We start from the raw sequence: 20,654 nt of genomic DNA, 5'->3' as shown, positions 1-20,654 counted from the left end.
CCGCCTATGTTCGCCGCATGACCGACACCGCCGCTGAATCCCCCGACCGCCCGCTGACCCAGGACGGCCCCGCGCTGCGGCTGTGGATGATCGACGCCTCGGCCTACATCTTCCGCGCCTACCACGCCCTGCCGCCCCTGACCCGCAAGTCGGACGGCCTGCCCGTCGGCGCGGTGCAGGGCTACTGCAACATGCTGTGGAAGCTGATCCGCGACATGAAGGGCGCCGACGGTCCGACCCATCTCGTGGCCATCTTCGACCACTCCGAGAAGACCTTCCGCAACACCCTGTACGACCAGTACAAGGCCAACCGCTCGGCCCCGCCCGAGGACCTGATCCCGCAGTTCCCGCTGGTCCGGCGCGCCACCGCCGCCTTCGGCGTCCACTGCGTCGAACTGCCCGGCTACGAGGCCGACGACCTGATCGCCACCTATGCCTGCAAGGCCCGCGACGCGGGCGGCGAGGCGGTCATCGTCTCGTCCGACAAGGACCTGATGCAGCTGATCGGCCCCTCTGTGGTCATGTGGGATCCGATGAAGGATCGTCGCCTGGCCGAGGACGCGGTCATGGAGAAGTTCGGGGTGACTCCGGACAAGATGATCGACCTGCAGGCCCTGATCGGCGACAGCGTCGACAACGTCCCCGGCGCCCCCGGCATCGGCCCCAAGACCGCGGCCCAGTTGCTCGACGAATACGGCGATCTGGACACGCTGCTGGCCCGCGCCGGCGAGATCAAACAGCCCAAGCGGCGCGAGACCCTGATCAATTTCCGCGACCAGATCCTGCTCAGCCGCGAGCTGGTGACCCTGACCTGCGACGCCCCCGCGCCCGAGCCGATCGACGACTTCGCCGTCCGCGATCCCGATCCCGAGGTCCTCGCCGCCTTCCTCGACGAGATGGAGTTCCGTTCGCTGCGCACCCGCGTCGGCGACGGCAAGGCCCCGGCCCGCGACGGCACCGCCTTCGTCGCCCGGCCGAAACCCCTGTCGGCCCCGGTCATCAGCCCTCGCTACGCCCCCGCCGCGCCGACCGCCCCGGTCGAGGGCCAGGGCTTCGATCCCGAGGCCTACCGCTGCATCCAGACGCTGGAGGAGCTCGACGCCTTCATCGCCCGGGCGACGTTGGCCGGGGTGGTCGGCTTCGACACCGAGACGGACGCGCTGTCCGCCACCCATGCCGGGCTGTGCGGGGTGTCGCTGGCCATCGGGCCGAACGACGCCTGCTATGTGCCGCTGACCCATGAGCACGCCCCGATGGCCGGCGCGGGCGGGCTGGACTTCGGGGGGGAGACCGACCAGCGGGAGCCCCTGACCCAGATCCCGAAGGCCGAGGCGCTTACACGTTTAGCGGGAATTCTGGAGAATCCGGCGGTTCTGAAGGTCGTGCAGAACGGCAAGTACGATCTGGCGGTGATGGCGCAGCGGGGCATTCGCGTCGCGCCGATCGACGACACCATGCTGATGTCCTACGTGCTGGAGGGCGGGCTGCACGGGCACGGCATGGACGAGCTGGCCAGGCTGCATCTGGGGCACGAGCCGATCGCTTTCAAGAGCGTGGCCGGGACGGGCAAGGCCCAGAAATCCTTCAAGCACGTCGAGCTCAAACCGGCGACCTGCTACGCCGCCGAGGACGCCGACGTCACCCTGCGCCTGTGGCGCATCCTCAAGCCCCGGCTGGCGCAGGCCCGGCTGACCACGGTCTACGAGACCCTGGAGCGCCCCCTGCCCGCGGTGCTGGCCGACATGGAGCGGGCCGGCGTGCGCGTCGACCCCGGCAAGCTCAAACGCCTGTCGTCAGAGTTCGGCATGCGCATGGCCGAGCTGGAACAGCGCGCCCACGCCCTCGCCGGCCGCCCGTTCAACGTCGGCAGCCCGCGCCAGATCGGCGACATCCTGTTCGGCGAGATGGCCCTGCCCGGCGGCAGGAAGACCGCCAGCGGCCAGTGGGGCACCGAGGCCTCGGTCCTCGAGGAACTCGCCCTCACCCACGAACTGCCGCGCGTCCTGCTCGACTGGCGCCAGCTGGCCAAGCTCAAGGGCACCTACACCGACGCCCTGATCGAGGCCGCCGACCCCCAGACCGACCGCGTCCACACCAGCTACCAGCTGGCCGCCGCCACCACCGGCCGCCTCGCCAGCAGCGACCCCAACCTGCAGAACATCCCGATCCGCACCGAGACCGGCCGCCAGATCCGCCAGGCCTTCATCGCCGCCCCCGGCCATGTGCTGATCAGCGCCGACTACAGCCAGATCGAGCTGCGCCTGCTGGCCCACATCGGCGACATCCCCGAGCTGAAGCGCGCCTTCGCCGCCGGCATCGACATCCACACCGCCACGGCCAGCGAGATGTTCGGCGTCCCCGTCGACCAGATGGACCCCGAGACCCGCCGCCGCGCCAAGGCGATCAACTTCGGCATCGTCTACGGCATCAGCGCCTTCGGCCTGGCCGCCCAGCTCAACATCGACCAGGGCGAGGCCGGCGCCTACATCAAGACCTATTTCGAGCGCTTCCCCGGCATCCGCGCCTATATGGACCGGACCCGGGGCCTGGTGCGCGAGCAGGGGTTCGTCGAGACCTGCTTCGGCCGCCGCATCCACATCCCGGCCATCCACTCCAAGTCGGGGGCCGAGCGCCAGTTCGGCGAACGCGCCGCCATCAACGCCCCCATCCAGGGCGCCGCCGCCGACATCATCCGCCGGGCCATGGTGCGCATGCCCGGGGCGCTGGAGGCCGCGGGCCTCTCAACCCGCATGCTGCTGCAGGTCCACGACGAACTGGTCTTCGAGGCTCCGGAGGGGGAGGCCGAACGCGCCATCCCGGTGATCAAACGGGTGATGGAAGGGGCGGCGGAACCGGCCGTGGCGCTGACGGTGCCGCTGGTGGTGGAGGCGCGGGCGGCGGCGAACTGGGACGAGGCGCACTGAGGTTCTGCGCCGCCGTGGACTTACGCCCGTCCGCGTGGTCGGATGCCTTTCGGGACGGGGGACGCCATGAAGCGAACATCGACGGTTTTGGGGCTGGCGGCGATACTGACGGCCGTCGGCGGGGCCGCGGCGGCGCAGGAGCAGTCCAATCCCTACTGGTCCAGTCCCGTGCAGCAGGACCTGGCCGGAAAACTCTATCCGGGCTTCGCGGCCCTGCTCGGGGAGAGCGGCCGCGTGAGGTTGCTGTGTCCCATCCAGGCTGACGGCCATCCGTATCTCTGCGAGGTCGTCGACGAGGCGCCGCGCGGACTGGGCTTCGGCGCGGCGGCGAGGGTCGTGGTGGCCAGCGCCGAAGTCGGCGCGGCGCGCCGTGACGGGGTGGTCGTCCCCAGCCGGATCCAGACGGCGGTCCGCTTCCGGATGCCGGACCGGCGCGCGCCCTATGGCGGCTGGACGGGCCCCGAACCCACGCCCGCCACCCTGGCGCTGGCGCGGGAGATGGTCGAGGAAAGGGTGGGCGCCGAAGGGCTGCCGCCGGTCTATCGCGAGCAGATGCTTGACGGGCTGGACCATGACCGCCGGGCGGTCGTGACCCCGTGGCTCGACGAACTGTTCCCCCGCGACGCGGCGCGCGAGAAGGCCGTGATGGCCATCCAGATGGCGCGCCTGTTCGATGAGGCGCAGCTGCGCCGCCTCCGCGCCGGCGCCCCGGTCGACTGGCCGTCGGAGGCGGAATTTCTCGCCGCCTGCCCCGATCCCACCCCGGCCGACCTGGCCGCGATGGAAGAGCTGCGGCGACGATACTGTGAGCGGTACGAGTGCGGGGTGGATGCGATGGCGCCGGTCGGGTGACGGGCGGGCGACCGAGGTCGCGCGGGCGCCGCTGCAGGTCCACGACGAACGGGTGTTCGAGGCTGGAACGGGAGGCGGAGCGCGCCATCCCGGGGATCATGCGGGTCATGGAGGGGGCGGCGGAACCGGCCGTGGCGCTGACGGTGCCGCTGGTGGTGGAGGCGCGGGCGGCGGGGAATTGGGACGAGGCGCACTAGCGAGCATCAGATGATCACCGCAGCGTCAATTTGGGCTGCGATGGTCGCTGAAACTTCGGCATGCAGGTCTACCTCAGCGTCCCCTGCGTCGATCTCAATGATCAGCGAATAACGGGCTCGGGGTAGAGCGTCATCTTGCCGAAGCTTGGATTTCCACCATCCAGCAACAGGGTGAACCGCAACAATGCTTCGACGCGCGAGGTCACTTGCCGGGCAAGTCAGTTCGTCGATGTGCAGAGATCCGACATCGCGCCTTCGACTGCCGAAACGCCAGCCGTCATCATCACCCCCACCCGCAAGCGGTGTTTGACCATCATCGACTTGCGCTGCTGCGTTTATACGGACTGAAAAGTCTTGGGGACCTTCGTTGGCACGGTTCAATTTGAACCGAAGGCCATGCGAGGCATACTGCAGCTTACGCCCTCTTGCCGCTTCCGCTGGATTGGGCTCCACGAAAGTGGATAGCGCAATACGAAGGGTAACTGGGTGATTGCCTAGCCGCCTAAGTTCTTCCATGGGCCACGGAAGCTGATGAAGCTTGATCTCGTTATGAACCGCAGGGGCGCCTCTCGTTTCTGAATGGGCGTACGGGGTAATCCGATCCTCCGCGATCAAAGTGATTGCGCTCCGTGAACTCTTCAATGCTCTTTGCAAATCTGGAACGCCGTATCCGTATCGTTTGAACAGAAGCTCAAAGTCTCCTTTTGCCGGTTCGGCCGGCAAATGAGAAAGCATTGGATTGGTCCAGCGTGCTGACGCGACTAACAGCGCGCGGATCGTCTCGGGCCATCGGTCCGGGTAGTCCGACCATACGGTCGCGGCCATACGCGCTGCTAGCGCGCAAGCCGCGCTAGTTGCCTCAAAAGTCGTGAACAATCGCTCCGCTGGTTGGTTATGCGTCGTCAGCAGGCTTAGATCGGCACAGGACAAAGCCGGAGGCAGATTGTCCAAGACCAGGTTGCCACCTTCAAGAACGATGTCTGGCTTTAGAGGCCAAGTCGAATTCCAGGAAGCCGTTTTGCTGAATGGCGAGAGCTCTCCAGCGGGTGCCAAGGGAGCCCCTGCCATGTCTGGACCGAGAATGGATTTGTCCGTGCTGGCGCCGACGGTGATCGGATTCCAAGCTTGCGCCGGAGATTCAAGCTCCTCGGCCTCTCCGTCGCAGACGGCGTGATAATTGGCGGTAACATGCTGATCGGATTTGACGTTACCGGCGGCAATCACAAACAGTCGTCCAGCTTTCCTATCTCCAGAGCGACCGGAGCAAAGCTGATCAAGTTCGGTCGACCAAGACGTCGGTGCCCCATCGTGCGGATGGTCGTCAGCCGTGCTGGAAGCCAACGTAAAGACGCGGTGACGCTGGTTAGCGGCTTCAACGGCGTTCACGCCTCTGCGCGTGATCGCACCAAGCAGATGATGATGATTGACGCCAGCATCAGGGATTACCTTGGCCGACTCCAGCCGGTGCTTGACGCTAATAGGTCCCACGCTGTGGAGCGCTATCGACAGATCGCCAAATGTCGCAATTCCGGCCATGCCGGTTCCGTGCCCGTTAAGATCGCCTAAGTCCCAAGCGGGATCTGCGGCGTGCCGATCGGTGCCTGAGAGAACCGGGGCGAGCAAGGGATGCCCCAAGCTGATTCCGGTATCCAAAAGCGTTACGTAGGGCTGTGCCGCATCATCGTCGAATTGGGCTCGCTCCAAGAGCTCGTCTGCCCAATCCGCCTGTTCGGGAACCGGCAGGCTGTCGAAAAAGTCGCTGGTGGTCGCCGGCTTTGCAAGGGCTCGAACATGCGGTGATGACGCAACTAAAGGAGCCAGTGTTGCTCGGCTGGCTGTTACCCGCAGAACGGTCTGCTCTGGGAAATCTAATCGGTCAGCCGCTACATGAACGCCTGCGGCACCAGCGGAAACAACGAAAGCCTCAACACCGTCATTGGCTACCCATACCTCCCAATCGACTGCCGCTGCAGTCTCCGGAAACTTCGCTCTTGACCCTCGCCAAAGGGCGCGAAGTGTCGCGCGCTCAAGCCTAGCGATACTCTGCGCTAGGTCCGCGTTTTTTGGACGTCCGGTTCTTGTGTCCTCGTCGCGGAACTTCTCAACCTTGGTTTTCAGCTTTGCCAACCCATCCCGAGGGGCAAAAAAGACGAGGCTCGGCGCATCGTCAGGTCGTGAGGAAGATGGTTCGACGCTAAGGAGCGTTAGCCCGGACTTATTGAACTTTTCCGCGTCAATGACTTCGCCTGGACGACCCACGAGGGAGATATAGACCCCGGCTGAGTCCCTGGCGGGTGTGAGGTCATCGATATTCTGGAGGATCGACGCCGCGTGGGCCCGTCGATTTAGAACATCGCTAGGACGTCGTCCGCCGCCGGTTTGAACCGGTCGAAACCTTTGAGCTTCCCCGCTGAGAGGGACGAGGAGATGCGGGAGGTTTCTTGGAGCCATTTGGAGTGCCGATCAGCTGTAGTGCGCGCCGACGCTCGAAGGACTCGAGCAGCACTGTAGGGGAAATCTCATCTGCGCCAGACAACACTGTCCGACGCGCCGCGTCCTCAGTGGCGCGGACGAGATCGGCGGGGGACAGCCCACGAGCGTTCTCTGCGATCTCAGTCCAACGGACTTGAGTTGTGTCAAAGCTTCTGAGGCGGCGACGGACGGTTTCAACAATATGTTCATCGCTGGGCTGTTCATACCGAAGCACTAGGTCAAACCGACGGAGGATGGCGGAATCCAACAGCTCGGGCAGATTGGTCGTGGCGATCAAAAGTGACGGACCGGGGTCTTCCTCTAAGAACTGCAAGAAAGAGTTCAGAATCCGCCTTGCCTCCCCTACGTCGTTTCCTCCCGTGCGTGCGCCGGCTAGCGCATCGATCTCATCAAACAGATACACCCCTCGAGTAGTTCGGATTGCATCGAATATCAACCTGAGCTTGCTAGCGGTTTCTCCGAAGTGCTTACTGATTAAGCCGTGGAGGAGCACCGAGAACATCGGCAACTTTAACTCGCCGGCCAAGGCGGCAGCGGTCATGGTCTTGCCCGTGCCCGGAGGGCCGGCAAGAAGGAGCCGCCGGCGAGGGTGCAGCCCGCGCGCCTCCAATCGATCTCGCTGACGCGTTTCCACAATGATATGCCGCAACTCGTCTTGAAGATTATGGGGCAGTACGAGTTCTGCCAGACGTGTCTTTGGGTAACTCGCGCCGATTAGCTCAGCGAGTTCACCTCTAGGTGTCGCGAGCAAAGGCGTTCGATCAGTAGCAGGGGGCGGTGGCGTTCGGCCCGCGTCTGCCCACGCTCGTAGCTGATCGGCAAGTTTCTTATGACCCTTCTGCTCTTCAGCAGCGGCGAGCTGAATCGCGAGGTCGAAGAAGCGCGCTTCATCACCTTCCGCATGACTCTTTATGAGCCCGATAAGTTGCTGTGCCGAGGCCATAGATCGAGGTTAACAGAACAAAGGTTGATGGGTTGTTCCCGCCAGAGTTTAGCCTGACCGCGCCAAATTCCATACGACGAACTCGCGGCCTCCGGCGGTTACCTACAGGGATCTGAACGACCCGGAGAGGACGGCCACCCCACCCGCCTCAGCTCGATCCGCGCCGCCTGCTGGAGGATGGCGCCGGGGGAGAGGCGCTCGATCTCGGCCAGAAGGGCGCCGATGCCGGCGCGGCCGTCGGCGCTGGTCAGGTCGAGGCCCTGGAGGCCCTCCAGCAGGCGGGCGGCGAGAAGGCGGGCGGCGGGGTCGGCTTCGGGGGGCCGGGGCGGCGGCAGGGGCATGAGGGAACTCCGTGAACTGATGGCCGACCCGGGAGGGAGTTAGCCCCGCGGGGGGCGCGGGGGCAAGGGGATGTTCGCGGTTTGTTCAGGGTATCCACAGGGGGGTGAGCGCGGGGGTCACCTCTCCATTCGCGTCAGGCGAATGGGGAGGACAGATCGGCGCGCCGGCGACGATCAGGAGGGGGCGGCGCAGGCGGCGGGACGTCGGGCGCCAATCACCCTCGGCCGGCGCCGCCCCCTCCTGACCGCTGCGCGGTCTGTCCTCCCCATCGGCCTTCGCCGATGGGGAGGTGAGCGTGACGCTGTGCCGGCAATCCGGGGGATTATAGTCGGGTTGGGGGGATATTCTTCCAGCTTTCCCGTCGCTTCGCCTTTTCTGGACGCGGTTTGTCCGCCGCAGGAAGCGGCGGGCGCAGACTCCCGCGCATGGGCAAGCCGAGCAGACATTCAGACGAGACGTGGGACGCGGCCTTCGAGCGGGAGAAGGCGGGGGCGCGGCGGGGCGATCTGGCGGTCGAGCTGGGGGTGTCGCTCAGCACGATGAACTGGCAGGCGAAGAAGCGGGGGCTGAAGCGCGGGGTGACGCCGGGGTGGGTGGACCGGCGGCGGCGGCCGGAGGGCGGCTGGCCGGCCGACCACGTGTTCCATCAGGGCCGCGCCCGGATGACGCCGCGGCGGTGGGACGAACTGCTGGCGCGCTATGTGGCCGGGGAGGCGATCGAGGCGCTGGCGCTGGAATATGGCGTGGCGGAGGCGACCATCTCGCGCCAGGCGGAGGAGCGGGGGATGCGCAAGATGGACCGGCCGGAGGCGGTGTACCGGCCGCGCGGGCCGACGGCGGCGGCGCCCGGGACGGGGGTGGCGACGGCGGGACGGGCGGGGCTGGCGTTCGACTGGGACCCGGACGACCCGCTGGCCAGCGCGGCGGCGCTGACGGCGCTGGAGACGGCGGCGGCGAGGGAGGGGCGGGCGGCGGACTTCCTGACCCTGAGGCGGATGCGGCGGGCGGCGGGGCTGAAGGCGGCGAGGAGGCGCGGGCCGCGGCCGGAGATGAGCTTCGAGTTCAAGCCCGACGATCCGACGGCGACCTATGGGTCGATCCTGAACGCCATGCTGCGGGCGATGTACGACCAGCGCGACGACGACTTCCGCGAGCTGGAGCGGCTGCTGAGACAGACGGAGCGGATTTTTCGGGACGGGGAGCTGTGGGCGCGGCGCTGACGCCCGCGGCGCGACGGCCGCCCTCCCCATCGGGGGAGGGAGAGTGCTAAGGGCCGCCCATGAAGGCTGAACACGTGGATGTGCTGATCGTCGGGGCGGGCGCGGCCGGGATGATGTGCGCCGTCGAGGCCGGGCGGCGCGGGCGGACCGTGCGGCTGATCGACCACGCGCGGGCGCCGGGGGAGAAGATCCGCATCTCGGGCGGGGGGCGGTGCAACTTCACCAATCTGGGGACCGGACCGGCGAACTTTCTGGGGGAGAATCCGCGGTTCGCGACCTCGGCCCTGAAGCGGTTCACCCAGCACGACTTCATCAGGCGGGTGGATAAGGCGGGGATCGCCTGGCACGAGAAGACGCTGGGCCAGCTGTTCTGCGACGACAGCGCGAAGCAGATCATCCGTATGCTGACGGACGACCTGCGCGAGGCGGGGGCGCGGCTGTCGCTGGGGGTGTCGGTCGAGCGGGTCGAACGCGTGGGCGACGGGTATGAGGCGGCGCTGTCGGACGGGTCGGGGGTGCGGGCGTCGTCGCTGGTGCTGGCCACCGGCGGCAAGTCGATCCCCAAGATGGGGGCGACGGGCTGGGCCTATGAGGCAGCGCGGGGGTTCGGGCTGAGGGTCACGGAGACGCGGCCGGCGCTGGTCCCGCTGACCTTCGAGGCCGGGCTGCTGGAGCGGCTGACGCCGCTGGCGGGGGTGGCGGTGGACGCGGTGGTCAGGGGCGGCGGGACCAGTTTCGCAGAGGCGATGCTGTTCACCCACCGGGGGCTGTCGGGGCCGGCGATCCTGCAGATCTCGAGCTACTGGCGCGAGGGGGAGGCGATCACGGTCAGCATGGCGCCGGGCGAGGACGTGTACGGACGGCTCAAGGCGGCCAAGGAGGAGAACGGCAAGCAGATGGCGCACACGGCGCTGGGACATATCGTGCCGCGCCGCCTGGCCGAGAGCGTCTGCGAGCGCGAGGGGGTGCAGGGCAAGCTGGCCGAGATCGGGGACAGGGCGCTGCGGCGGCTGGATGCGGCGGTCAACGGCTGGAGCGTCAAGCCGGTGGGGACCGAGGGCTACCGCACCGCCGAGGTGACCCTGGGCGGGGTGGCGACGGACCAGCTGGACCAGCAGACCATGGCGGCGAAATCCGTCCCCGGACTGTATGTGATCGGCGAGGCGGTCGACGTGACCGGCTGGCTGGGCGGCTATAATTTCCAGTGGGCGTGGTCGTCGGGCTGGGCCGCGGGGCAGGTCTGCTGATTTGTCGCGCTTGCGGGAACCGCCGGGCGGCCATAGCTCTTGATCAGCTTCACCAGAGAGAGACGCCCATGCCGCTGCTGATGTGCCCCAACGACAACGCCGCCATGCAGACGCTGGAGCGCGGCGGCGTCCAGTTCGACATGTGCCCGAACTGCCGCGGCGTCTGGCTGGACCGCGGCGAGCTGGAGAAGCTGATGGAGGCGGCGACCGCCGAGGGCCGCGCCTCGGCCGCCCCCGCCCCGCAGCAGCCCGCGCCCCAGCCCTATCCGCCGCAGGCCGCGCCGCCGCAGCCGTGGGGCCAGCAGCCGCCGCCGCAGCAGGGCTATCGCGAGCCGCCGCGCTACCGCGACGACGACTACAAATACCGCAAGAAGAAGCGCGACAGCATCTTCGACATTTTTGACTAGGCCGCGATCGGCGCCCCTTCGGGTCCTCCCGACCTGACGCGGCCTGATCAGGCCGCCAGACCGGCCGCCTTCATCAGTCCGCGGAGCGGCGCCAGGGTTTCCGGGGCGGCGGCGAGGGCGGCGCGGTTGTCGGGGGCGCGGAACAGCTTGACCGCCTCGACCCGGGCCCGGTCGGCGGCGGGGCCCTGCGGGGCGGTTTCGCCGGCGGCCATGCGCAGCAGCACCGCCAACTTCTGCTGCAGCGGGGCCGGCGAGCGGGCCAGCATGGCCGTGATCCGGGCCTCGGCCTCGACGGCTCCGCCGACCGAGCCGATGGCGGTGACGATCTCGGCCTCGTCGCGCTCGGACAGGCCGCAGCCGCGCACGGCCCGGACCAGGCCGGCCAGCACGCCCAGCTTCTGGGCCGCGGTCTGGTCGGCGGAGGCGGCGCGCATCTCGCTCTCGAAGCGCAGCGAACCGACGCAGGCCGACAGCCACCGGGCGGCGGCGCGCTTGTTGGCCAGGCCGGTGACGTTCTCGCACAGCCGGGTCAGGGCCTCGGCCTCGCACAGCACGGTGGTGCAGGGCTTCACATAGGCGGCGACGAAATCGGCGGTGACGAGCGCCTTGGAGCGTTCGTTGAAGGCCGACTGGACCTCTTCCAGGGTCAGCAGGCGTCCGGCGGTCGCCGTCAACGTCATGGCCAGGGTGCGCAGGATGTCGATCTCGCCGGCGGCGTCGTTGGGGCGCAGGCGACGCGGGCTCATCAGCTCGCGCACCACCATGCGCGCCAGCGAGGCCGACAGCAGCGGGAACTGCCCCGACGCCACCCGCTCGCCCAGCCGGGCGGCGGGCCCGTCGACGACCGGCACCTGCAGCGCCAGCCGGGGGTCCTGGGCGATCAGGGCCGTGACCTCGCGCGGCGCCACCATCCGCACCACGGCGGCGAGCGAGGCGCCCTGGTCGAGGGCCGGACCGAGCACGTCGGCCAGGTTGGTCCGGGCGGCGAACAGCTCGCACATCACCTGTTCGATCGGCACCATGACCATGGCGTGCGGCGGGCCGTCCATCGGCGCGCGCTCGGCGAGATCCATCAGGCGATCCAGCCGGGCCCGGCCGCCGCGCACCCCCTTCAGGGCGCCCGAGACGACGCCGCCCATGATGAAGGCGCGGTCGGACTGGCCGGCCAGCCGGTGGGCCAGATCGGCGAGCGAATGGTTCTCGAGATCCGGAAACTGGTTCTTGCGCCCCGCGAACAGCAGGCGCTCGATCGTGCGGTCGGCGAGCTTCTGGTAGTGGCGGACCAGATCGTGCACCGGCTGGCCCACGGCCTGGCTTTCGGGCACGGCGACCTTCTGGATGGCGTGCTGCAGTTCGACGCCGGACGCCTCGAGCTTCTCGGCCAGATCCGGCCGGTGCAGCAGTTCGAAGGCCGTCACGCCCTGGCGGTTCAGCCAGTCCTCGAGCACGCGGCTGATCAGCTCGCGCGCCGCGGGTGCGTAGAGGTCCTGGGGCGATCCGCAGCGCGGACCGGCGTCCTCGTCGGACACCACGCGCTTGCGCTGCACCTCGGGCGCGCCGCGGGTCAGGACCGTGACGCTGTTGAAGGCCATGGTGTCGGGGTCGAGCGTCTCCTTGGTGACGCGGACGGCCGCGGCCCGGTTGTCACTCAGCAGTTCCTCGGCCGTCTCGATCGCGTTGGCGCGGTCCTCCGTCGCCATCTGGAGGCTCCAGGGCGCGGGCGCTGTCTTGCGGATATAGACTTCGTAATGGACGGGGCCGGCCATGAAACGCTCGCACAGATGAACCCCGATCATGACAGCAAGGCTTTAAGGGCGGGTTTCATTGCGCATTCAGGCGCGGCGGCCCATTTTATCGCCGTAATCTCACCCAGTTGATTTAGAACGGTTACGCTTGCCGCGCGTTGAGTGCGGGAATGCGAAGCCTGCAAGGAGAGCGCCTTGGCCAACATCACCCTGGTCGATGACGACGAAAACATCGTGGCGTCCGTCTCGCTGGCGCTGGAAAGCCATGGGCACAAGGTCACCGCCTGGCACGACGGCGCGACCGGTCTGGAGGCGCTGGAGTCGAATCCGCCCGATCTGGCGATCCTCGATGTGAAGATGCCCCGGATGGACGGGATGGAGGTGCTGCGCCGTCTGCGCCAGACCTCGCAGATTCCGGTCATCATGCTGACCTCGAGGGACGAGGAGATCGACGAGATTCTCGGCTTCAACCTCGGCGCCGACGACTACATCCACAAGCCGTTCAGCCAGCGGCTGCTGATCGAGCGGGTCAAGGCGCTGCTGCGGCGCACCGGCGCGGACGGGGGGGAACCGGAGCCCTCGGGCGACACCTCGACCAAGGCCATAAAGCGCGGCAAGCTGTCGATGGACCCGGCCCGGCACGAAAGCACCTGGGACGGCAAGCCGGTGAAGCTGACGGTGACGGAATTCCTGCTGCTGCAGGCGCTGGCCCAGCGGCCCGGCTTCGTGAAGAGCCGCGACAACCTGATGGACGCCGCCTACGACGACCAGGTCTATGTCGATGACCGCACCATCGACAGCCACGTCAAGCGGATGCGTAAAAAGTTCCGGGTCGTCGATCCCGAGTTCGACGCGATCGAGACCCTGTATGGCGTCGGATATCGATACCGCGAAAGCTGAGCCGGCCGATCCGGCCGACGACGACCGCCCGCGCCGCCCCAAGCGGTTCGGCGGCTCGCGGCTGGGCGGGTTCATCCTCGCGCTCAACCTGCTCAGCCTGCTGATCCTGTTCGTCGGGGCGCTGGTGCTCAACGAATGGAGCCGCGGCCTGATCGAGGCGCGCCAGGAGACGCTGGAGGCGCAGGCGGAGCTGCTGGTGCAGGTTCTGGGAGAACCCCAGATCGGCGTCACCCGCGGCGAGCCGACGCCCTATCTCGATCCCATCGAGGCCAGCCGCTGGCTGCGCGACAACTTCATCCCGGAGGGCCAGCGCGCCCGGCTGTTCGATGTCGACGGCATCGTGGTGGCCGACAGCTACCTGGTGACCGAGGCCATTCCCGGCGAGCCGCTGCCCCCGGCCCTGCCCGCCGGCAGCCCGCCGGCTGTTCCCGACGCCCGGGAAACCGTGCGCGACGCCCGCGAGATCGAGCAGGCCCGCAGGGCCCTGGCCGAGGAAGTCGAGACGGCGCTCGAGGGCCGGTCGTCCGCGACCCTGCGGATGTCGGAGAGCGGCGACCGCGTCGTGTCGGTGTCCATCCCCGTGCGCCATGTCGAACAGGTCCTGGGCGTGCTGACGCTGGAGGCCGCCGACGTCGACGAGACCCTGGCGGCGCAGCGGCTGGCGCTGATGCCGTTCGCCCTGGTGGCGCTGTTCGTGAACCTGCTCGGCTCGCTGCTGCTGCACCTGTTCGTGGCGCGGCCGGTGATGCGGCTGTCGGCGGCGGCGGACGCGGTGCGGCTGCAGCGGGCCCGGGCCATCTCCCTGCCCGACCTCGATCACCGCAAGGACGAGATCGGCGATCTGGCCCGCTCGCTGGAGACCATGACCGAGACCCTGTCGGACCGGATGGACGCCATCGAACGGTTCGCCGCCGACGTGGCCCACGAGATCAAGAATCCGCTGACCTCGATCCGCTCGGCGCTGGAGACCCTGCCGCTGGTCAGGACCGAGGCGCAGCGCGAAAAGCTGACGGCGCTGCTGCAGCAGGACGTGCGGCGGCTGGACCGGCTGATCACCGACATCTCGAACGCCTCGCGGCTGGACGCCGAGCTGAACCGCGACCGGCCGCGCGTCGTCGACCTGACCGTGCTGCTGAGCGAGATCGTCGGCGTCTACGAGGCCGCCATCACGCCGGACGGGGGGGTGCATGTGACCTTCGCCGCCCCGGCGACCGATCACGCCATGATCCGGGGCCGCGACGGTCCGCTGGGACAGGTGTTCCGCAACCTGATCGACAACGCCCGCTCGTTCAGCCCCCCGGGCGGCGTGGTGCGGGTGACGCTGTCGCGCGACGATATCGATCCCGACCAACCGGTGCGGGTGCGGGTCGAGGACGACGGGCCGGGCATCCCGCCCGAGAACCTGGAGACGGTCTTCGAGCGCTTCTACACCTCGCGGCCGCGCGGCACGGCCTTCGGGACCAACTCCGGTCTCGGCCTGTCGATCGTCAAACAGATCGTCGAGGCCCATGGCGGCCGGGTCTGGGCCGAGAACCGGCAAGGACCGGATGGCGAGATCGCGGGGGCTCGCTTCGAGGTCGCCCTGCCGGCCGCCCCGACGGGACGGCGACCATGACGGGAGCCTTGTCTTGAGCGGACGCCAGCCCCTGCACGGCACGGTCGCGGCGCGCTGGACGCCCGGCGTGGGCTGGCGCGCGGTGCTGATCACCGGACCATCGGCCGCGGGCAAGAGCGACCTGACGCTGCGGCTGATCGGGCGCGGATGGCGTCTTGTGGCCGACGACTACGCCCATGTGACCGCCTCGGGCGGCGCCCTGTACGCGGTCCCGCCCGAGACGATCGCCGGCCGGATGGAGGTGCGGGGCCTGGCCATCGTCCCCGTCTGCGCCCGCGGTCTGACGCGCGTGGTGCTGGCCGTCGAGTTGGTCGAGGAGCCGGTCGAACGGCTGCCTGAGCCCGCCGCGCGCATGGTGGATGGCGTGGCGTTGCCGGTGCTGCGCCTGAACGGATTCGAGGCTTCGGCGGTCGAAAAGGTCGCGGCGGCGCTCGCCCGGCTTTAACCCGGGACCGAGTTGGGCTATTCCGCGCGGCTTGCGGCCTGTCCATGGGACGGCCGGGACGCGGGGGCGCGAGCTTGGTGAAGCCTGCATGATCGGCCTGGTGATCGTCACCCACGGGGGTCTGGCCTCCGAATTCCTGTCGGCCATGGAGCACGTCGTCGGGCCCCAGCGGGGCGTCGCCGCCATCTGCATCGGGCCGGAAGACGACATGGAGCGCCGCCGCCGCGACATCGTCGACGCCGCCCGTGCGGTGGACGACGGCGACGGCGTCATCCTGCTGACCGACATGTTCGGCGGCACGCCGTCGAATCTGGCCATTTCGGTGATGGAGGAGACCCACGCCGAGGTCATCGCCGGCCTGAACCTGCCGATGCTGATCAAGCTGGCCAGCGTGCGCGGCCGCGAGCCGCTCGAGGCCTGCGTGGCCCACGCCCAGGACGCGGGGCGAAAATATATCTCGGTGGCCAGCTGGGTGCTGCAGGGCGAGAAATGAGCGACGCGGCGAGCGACGGGGCGGGACGGGCGGCGGCGACCGCCAACATCTGCAACACCCGGGGGCTGCATGCCCGGGCCAGCGCCAAATTCGTCAAACTGGCCTCGGGGTTCGACGCCGAGGTCCACGTCACCCGCGACGGCGTCACCGTCAACGCCCTGTCGATCATGGGCCTGCTGATGCTGGGGGCCGGCAACGGCTGCGGCATCGAGATCGTCGCCGAGGGGCCCGAAGCCGAGGCGGCGGTAGCGGCGCTGGCCGACCTGGTCGGGCGGCGTTTCGACGAGGATCAGTGACGAAAACGCCCCGTCCCCGATCAGGTCGGGGATGACGGGCGGTCGCGCGCTCAAGAAGCGAGCGACCGCGTCGCGAGCGTTGGCGTCCCGGAAGAATCCTACGGCGTCTCGGTGATCAGCAGGGCCGCCGCGGCGGTGCCGCCGCTGAAGGTGCCGATCCAGATGTCGTAGGTGCCGCTGGACGGCTGGTTGAAGCGGACCTCGGCGTCGCCGTCGCCCCAGCTGTCGTCGTCGCAGTACCAGCGGCCGTCCGGGCCGTTGATGATCAGGGTGGTGTCGGTCGACGAACGGGTGCGGAACACCAGCGGCAGCGAGCCGGCGCTGTAGGTGACCTCATAGTCCGGCGCGTCGGAGATGTCCCCCACGCAGGCGGCCGGCAGGTTGGTGTCCTTGTAGGCGTCGATCGATCCGCCGGCGGTCAGGTTGACCCGGTGGGGATCCGGCGTGAAGCCCACGTTGAGGCGGATCTCGCCGAAGTTGGCGGTCAGGCCGGCGTTCTGGGCGACCGCGAGGCCGGGCGCGGCGAGTGCGGCGGTGAGCGCCAGCGCGCTGATGAGACGTTTCATGGTGATTCCCCCGATTGAGTTCGTGTTGCTCAGCCCGGGATCGACTGCACGCCAATCCCGGACCTTCGTCAAGCTGACAGAACGGCGTTGTCAGGTTTCGTGGGAAGGTGTGGCCCAGAGCCGACGCCGCGCGAAAGCGTGGCCGGAGCCAGACTTCAGGTAACGCTCGAACGCCGTTGCCTGCGAAACGTCGCTGAACGCCACATAGGTGACGAGTCGCCAAGGCCGGTACTTCGAGGTGTGTTTTGATTGGCCGCCATTGTGAGAGGCCAGCCTGGCCGGCAAGTCCGTTGTAAGGCCGACGTAGCGCTGTCCGTCCCGGCCCTCAATCAAATAGACGTAGTGCATGGGCCCCTCCCATCGAAGCACATCCTGCTTCACGGGGGGATGCCTGCCAATCCTCAAGGTGGAGCAGCCCTCCTTCGCCAAGGCTTCGGAGGGCATCCTGCTTCGCGCTACCGGACCTGTCCTGCGAAGCGCGTCAGCGCGAAGCAGGATGGTGGAGCCGAGGGGAGTCGAACCCCTGACCTCGTCATTGCGAACGACGCGCTCTACCAACTGAGCTACGGCCCCGTTTCCGGGTTCAGGCGAGGGCGCGACATACGAGCGGGGGCCCGGTGGTGTCAACGGTGTTCGACGCCGATCGGGCTCCGGGCGCCGCGAATCCTTGGACAGGCTCGCGCGACGCACGCTAGAAGTCGGAAATATTCGGGAGCGATCGATTCATGGGTTACGCCATCGTCTGGCTGGTCAACACCGTCCTCGGGCTCATGACCTGGGCCATTATCATCTCGGCCATCATGAGCTGGCTGTTCGCCTTCGACGTGATCAACCACCGCAACCGGTTCGTCAGCCAGATCGCCACGGTCCTCGACGCCATCACCGCGCCGATCCTGGCGCCGTTCCGGCGGGTCATTCCGCCGCTGGGCGGGCTGGACATCAGCCCCATCGTGGCGCTGCTGGCGATCCATTTCCTGCGTATCCTGTTCAACCGGATGAGCGCGCCCTTCCTGATCCAGATGCTCGGCTGAGCGTGGCCCGCGGGCGACAGGACGCGCCGCCCGGGACGCCGCGCGGCGCACGGCGCTTGCGTGGCGCGGCGACCGTCCTAAGGTGCCGCTCCGTTCGGGCCTCGCGCCCGCCAGTTCACCGGACTTCATGACCACGATCCGATCAGTCGCCATCGTTGGCGCGGGCCAGATGGGGGCGGGCATCGCCCAGGCCGTCGCCGCGGGCGGCTACGACGTGCTGCTCCATGACGCCGCGCCCGAGCGCGTGCCGCAGGCCCAGGGGGCGATCGCCGCCAGCCTCGCCCGGCAGGTGGCGCGCGGACTGACCAGCCAGGGGGAGGCCGACGCGGCCGTGGCCCGGATCCGTCCGGCGAAATCCCTGGCCGAGGCGGCCAAGGCCGATCTGGTCATCGAGGCGGCCGTCGAGGACGAGGCGGTCAAGAAGGCCATTCTCGCCGATCTTGTCCCGCATCTGGGGCCGGACACCCTGCTGGCCTCGAACACCTCGTCGATCTCGATCACCCGGCTGGCCTCGGCGACCGACCGGCCCGACCGGTTCATCGGCCTGCACTTCATGAAGCCGGCGCCGGTGATGAAGCTGGTCGAGATCATCCGCGGCATCGCCACCTCGGCCGAGACCTACGACACGGCCGTGGCCTTCGCCGAAAGCCTGGGCAAGACCACCACCAACGCCGAGGACTTCCCGGCCTTCATCGTCAACCGCATTCTCGTGCCGATGATCAACGAGGCGATCTACGTCCTCTACGAGGGGGTCGGGAACGTGGCGTCGATCGACAAGGCGCTGAAGCTGGGCGCCAACCATCCGATGGGGCCGCTGGAGCTGGCCGACTTCATGGGGCTGGACGTCGTGCTGGCGATCATGAACGTGCTCTACGAGGGGCTGGCCGACAGCAAATACCGGCCCTGCCCGCTGCTGGTGAAATACGTCGAGGCCGGCTGGCTGGGGCGCAAGTCCGGCCGCGGCTTCTACGACTATTCCGGCGAGACGCCGGCTCCGACCCGATGATCCGCCGGCTCGAGACGCCGGAGGACTTTCCCGGCCAGACCCGGGTGACGTGGCGGCGCGAGCCGCACCGTATCGTGCTGGCGGCGATTCTCGGGGGGCTGTGGCCGCCGCTGATCATCACCCTGCCGCTGTGGCCGCCGAGGAACTGGCTGCCGGGGCTGGAGATCGACTGGCGCCTGACGGTGCTGTTCATCGGCCTGCTGGCCGTGCCCGGCGGCCTGTGGCTGCTGGACAAGGAGCGGCGGCTGACCGGGCGGCCGGCGACGCGGCTCGGGGTGATCTGGCGCTTCATGTTCTACGGCGGCCTGCTGGCCGCGGGGCTGGGCGCGGTGTTCGCCCTGGTCCAGGCGGTGCTGCAGTGGTTCAGCGCGGCCAATGTCGGCGAGGCGGTGGGCGGCAGCGAGACCTCGCTGCTGATCTATGGCGTCGGCGGCCTGTCGGTCGCGGTGCTGGTCGGGGTCAGCTACGCCCTGTGGGCCGGCCTGTGCGCCGCCTTCATCGCCTTCCGGCCGCAGCCCGAGGTGCGCGACCGGCTGGGCCTGATGGGCGAACGCGGGCCGGACTGAGCCCGCCGGGCCGGATGGTTACAGCAAATTCAGTTTGACGGCCGCGCCATTGGGGCCAAGCTGCGCCTCGCCTGAGTGGGGGGAAACGCCATGGCCGCAGCCGATACGCCTCAACCGCAGCCGGTGCTGGCGCCCGTCGCGCCCAAGGACCGCATCTTCAACCTCGACATGCTGCGGGGCTGGGCGATCCTCGGCATTCTGGCGGTCAACGCCATGGCCTTCGCCTGGCCGATGTCGGCCGAGATGGCCGAGACCCCGCCCTTCCCGATGGAAGGCGCGAACCTGATCGGCCACTGGGTCACCGACGTCTTCTTCGCCGACAAGTTCCGCACCCTTTTCACCATGCTGTTCGGCGTCTCGATCTTCCTCGTCGGCGGCGAACGGGCGGACAAGGCCCGGGGCAAGCTGCTGCGGCGGCGCCTGTTCTGGCTGGGCGTGTTCGGCCTGATCCATGGCCTGGCCTTCTGGCTGGGCGACATCCTGCTGCACTACGCCTACGCCGGCCTGCTGATGATGCTGCTGCGCTCGTGGCCCGCGAAACGGCTGCTGTGGGTCGGGGGATCGTTCACCGCGCTCTGGGCGCTGATCGCCAGCGCCGTACCCCTGCTGGGACCGGCGCTGATGTCGGCGCTGGGGCCTGAATTCAAGGCCCAGTTCGAGGCCAATCAGCCCAGCGTCACGCCGGCGGACGTCATGGCCACGGTGGAACTGGTCCGCTCCGGCTACATTCCCGCGATGACCGAAAACCTGAAGGGCTGGGCGATGATCCAGGGCTTCAGCCTGTTCCTGACCCCGATCAGCGTGCCCCTGATGATGGTCGGGCTGGGCCTGTTCAAGTCGGGTTACCTCTTCGGTCGCTCCCCGGTGTGGCTCTACCTTCTGATGGCGGCGCTGGGCGCGGCCAATCTGGCGGCGTTCGGCTACTACGCCTGGACGGAGCTGAACGGCGGCGTCCTGCCGGCGGAAGGCCTGGTCAGCGCCCTGGGCGGCGCGGCGCCGCTGATCACCCTCGGCTACGTCAGCCTGCTGGTCCTGATGACCCGCTTCGGTCTGAAGATGGTCACCGCCGTGCTGGCCCCGGTCGGGCGGATGGCCTTCACCAACTATCTGACCCAGACGCTGATCATGACCAGCCTGTTCTACATGCCGTGGGGGCCTCACTGGTACGGAACCCTGGGACCCGGCGCCCTGTGGGGAGCGGTCGGCGCGATCTGGGTGGCGCAGCTGATCTGGTCGCCGCTGTGGCTGTCGGTGTTCCAGATGGGGCCGCTCGAATGGATCTGGCGCTGCCTGACCTACGGACGGCTGGTGCCGATCCGCAAGACGGCGGCCGTGACCGCGCAGGCGGACCCGGTCGCGATCTAGG

The 20,654-nt window shown here is 68.4% G+C and carries 20 protein-coding genes, 1 tRNA gene and 1 pseudogene; 15 read left to right on the top strand and 7 right to left on the bottom strand.

From position 1 onward, the window contains the following. Positions 1 to 17: 17 nt before the first annotated feature. The 3 genes and pseudogenes from polA to VEB62_RS16740 form a co-directional block, all read left to right on the top strand. Positions 18 to 2,924: a DNA polymerase I gene (polA, locus tag VEB62_RS14125; protein ID WP_324800985.1), complete on the top strand. Its 2,907-nt coding sequence runs from the start codon at positions 18 to 20 to the stop codon at positions 2,922 to 2,924. A gap of 66 nt (positions 2,925 to 2,990) precedes the next feature. Further along, entirely contained in the window at positions 2,991 to 3,776 is a 786-nt protein-coding gene (locus tag VEB62_RS14120; RefSeq protein WP_324800982.1) for an energy transducer TonB, read from the top strand. Between the two features lie 22 nt (positions 3,777 to 3,798). After that, a pseudogene (locus tag VEB62_RS16740) lies at positions 3,799 to 3,973 on the top strand (DNA polymerase); the annotation flags it as partial. A gap of 6 nt (positions 3,974 to 3,979) precedes the next feature. Here the strand turns inward: VEB62_RS16740 and VEB62_RS14115 are convergent. From VEB62_RS14115 to VEB62_RS14105, 3 genes are all read right to left on the bottom strand, one after another. Beyond that, a complete protein-coding gene (locus tag VEB62_RS14115) occupies positions 3,980 to 6,232 on the bottom strand; it encodes a S8 family peptidase (protein WP_324800981.1) in 2,253 nt (750 codons plus the stop codon). A 97-nt stretch (positions 6,233 to 6,329) separates the two neighbouring features. Continuing rightward, the gene (locus VEB62_RS14110; protein ID WP_324800978.1) at positions 6,330 to 7,409 is read right to left on the bottom strand and encodes an AAA family ATPase; all 1,080 of its coding nucleotides are present in this window, start codon (positions 7,407 to 7,409) and stop codon (positions 6,330 to 6,332) included. A 98-nt stretch (positions 7,410 to 7,507) separates the two neighbouring features. Next, positions 7,508 to 7,750: a hypothetical protein gene (locus VEB62_RS14105; protein ID WP_324800975.1), complete on the bottom strand. Its 243-nt coding sequence runs from the start codon at positions 7,748 to 7,750 to the stop codon at positions 7,508 to 7,510. A 426-nt stretch (positions 7,751 to 8,176) separates the two neighbouring features. Here VEB62_RS14105 and VEB62_RS14100 point away from each other — a divergent pair, with 426 nt between their 5' ends. The 3 genes from VEB62_RS14100 (at position 8,177) to VEB62_RS14090 (ending at position 10,625) form a co-directional block, all read left to right on the top strand. Continuing rightward, positions 8,177 to 8,971 (top strand): hypothetical protein, encoded by a 795-nt coding sequence (locus tag VEB62_RS14100; RefSeq protein ID WP_324800972.1) that lies wholly within the window; start codon positions 8,177 to 8,179, stop codon positions 8,969 to 8,971. A gap of 59 nt (positions 8,972 to 9,030) precedes the next feature. Further along, positions 9,031 to 10,218: a BaiN/RdsA family NAD(P)/FAD-dependent oxidoreductase gene (locus VEB62_RS14095; protein ID WP_324800969.1), complete on the top strand. Its 1,188-nt coding sequence runs from the start codon at positions 9,031 to 9,033 to the stop codon at positions 10,216 to 10,218. A 68-nt stretch (positions 10,219 to 10,286) separates the two neighbouring features. Next, complete coding sequence (locus tag VEB62_RS14090) at positions 10,287 to 10,625, top strand: TFIIB-type zinc ribbon-containing protein (protein ID WP_324800966.1); 339 nt, start codon at positions 10,287 to 10,289, stop codon at positions 10,623 to 10,625. A gap of 47 nt (positions 10,626 to 10,672) precedes the next feature. Here the strand turns inward: VEB62_RS14090 and VEB62_RS14085 are convergent, their stop codons facing one another. After that, on the bottom strand, positions 10,673 to 12,391 hold the full coding sequence (locus tag VEB62_RS14085) for a hypothetical protein (RefSeq protein WP_324800964.1): 1,719 nt from the start codon (positions 12,389 to 12,391) through the stop codon (positions 10,673 to 10,675). A gap of 174 nt (positions 12,392 to 12,565) precedes the next feature. On the opposite strand from VEB62_RS14085, the gene chvI reads away from it, so the two are divergent. The 5 genes from chvI (at position 12,566) to VEB62_RS14060 (ending at position 16,119) form a co-directional block, all read left to right on the top strand. Then, positions 12,566 to 13,270 (top strand): two-component response regulator ChvI, encoded by a 705-nt coding sequence (chvI, locus tag VEB62_RS14080; RefSeq protein WP_324800961.1) that lies wholly within the window; start codon positions 12,566 to 12,568, stop codon positions 13,268 to 13,270. Continuing rightward, complete coding sequence (chvG, locus tag VEB62_RS14075; protein ID WP_324800958.1) at positions 13,239 to 14,885, top strand: two-component sensor histidine kinase ChvG; 1,647 nt, start codon at positions 13,239 to 13,241, stop codon at positions 14,883 to 14,885. The genes chvI and chvG overlap by 32 nt, the downstream gene beginning before the upstream one ends. A gap of 13 nt (positions 14,886 to 14,898) precedes the next feature. Continuing rightward, a complete protein-coding gene (locus VEB62_RS14070; protein ID WP_324800955.1) occupies positions 14,899 to 15,330 on the top strand; it encodes an HPr kinase/phosphorylase in 432 nt (143 codons plus the stop codon). 88 nt (positions 15,331 to 15,418) lie between these two features. Continuing rightward, positions 15,419 to 15,823, top strand: a complete 405-nt coding sequence (locus VEB62_RS14065) for a PTS sugar transporter subunit IIA (RefSeq protein WP_291837378.1) — start codon at positions 15,419 to 15,421, stop codon at positions 15,821 to 15,823. Continuing rightward, a complete protein-coding gene (locus VEB62_RS14060) occupies positions 15,820 to 16,119 on the top strand; it encodes an HPr family phosphocarrier protein (RefSeq protein WP_324800949.1) in 300 nt (99 codons plus the stop codon). Before VEB62_RS14065 ends, VEB62_RS14060 begins: the two co-directional genes overlap by 4 nt. 98 nt (positions 16,120 to 16,217) lie before the next feature. On the opposite strand, the gene VEB62_RS14055 is transcribed toward VEB62_RS14060, so the two are convergent. From VEB62_RS14055 to VEB62_RS14045, 3 genes are all read right to left on the bottom strand, one after another. Next, positions 16,218 to 16,685: a peptidase S1 gene (locus VEB62_RS14055; protein WP_324800946.1), complete on the bottom strand. Its 468-nt coding sequence runs from the start codon at positions 16,683 to 16,685 to the stop codon at positions 16,218 to 16,220. A 90-nt stretch (positions 16,686 to 16,775) separates the two neighbouring features. Then, complete coding sequence (locus VEB62_RS14050; protein WP_324800943.1) at positions 16,776 to 17,033, bottom strand: GIY-YIG nuclease family protein; 258 nt, start codon at positions 17,031 to 17,033, stop codon at positions 16,776 to 16,778. 149 nt (positions 17,034 to 17,182) lie between these two features. Next, positions 17,183 to 17,258: transfer RNA gene (locus VEB62_RS14045), tRNA-Ala, on the bottom strand. A gap of 152 nt (positions 17,259 to 17,410) precedes the next feature. Between VEB62_RS14045 and VEB62_RS14040 the strand changes: the two genes are divergently transcribed. The 4 genes from VEB62_RS14040 to VEB62_RS14025 all read left to right on the top strand — a co-directional run bounded on the left by VEB62_RS14040 (position 17,411) and on the right by VEB62_RS14025 (position 20,653). Beyond that, the gene (locus VEB62_RS14040) at positions 17,411 to 17,716 is read left to right on the top strand and encodes a YggT family protein (protein ID WP_324800940.1); all 306 of its coding nucleotides are present in this window, start codon (positions 17,411 to 17,413) and stop codon (positions 17,714 to 17,716) included. A gap of 127 nt (positions 17,717 to 17,843) precedes the next feature. Continuing rightward, a complete protein-coding gene (locus tag VEB62_RS14035; RefSeq protein WP_324800937.1) occupies positions 17,844 to 18,722 on the top strand; it encodes a 3-hydroxybutyryl-CoA dehydrogenase in 879 nt (292 codons plus the stop codon). Continuing rightward, entirely contained in the window at positions 18,719 to 19,288 is a 570-nt protein-coding gene (locus VEB62_RS14030; protein WP_324800934.1) for a phthalate transporter, read from the top strand. Before VEB62_RS14035 ends, VEB62_RS14030 begins: the two co-directional genes overlap by 4 nt. Before the next feature lie 90 nt (positions 19,289 to 19,378). Continuing rightward, positions 19,379 to 20,653 (top strand): DUF418 domain-containing protein, encoded by a 1,275-nt coding sequence (locus VEB62_RS14025; protein ID WP_324800932.1) that lies wholly within the window; start codon positions 19,379 to 19,381, stop codon positions 20,651 to 20,653. The last annotated feature ends 1 nt before the right edge of the window (position 20,654 follow it).

This window comes from Brevundimonas sp. (genome assembly GCF_035626975.1).
Classification (GTDB): domain Bacteria; phylum Pseudomonadota; class Alphaproteobacteria; order Caulobacterales; family Caulobacteraceae; genus Brevundimonas.
Note: the sequence above shows the minus strand (reverse complement) of the source record. Positions and strands in the feature narration are given on the sequence as shown.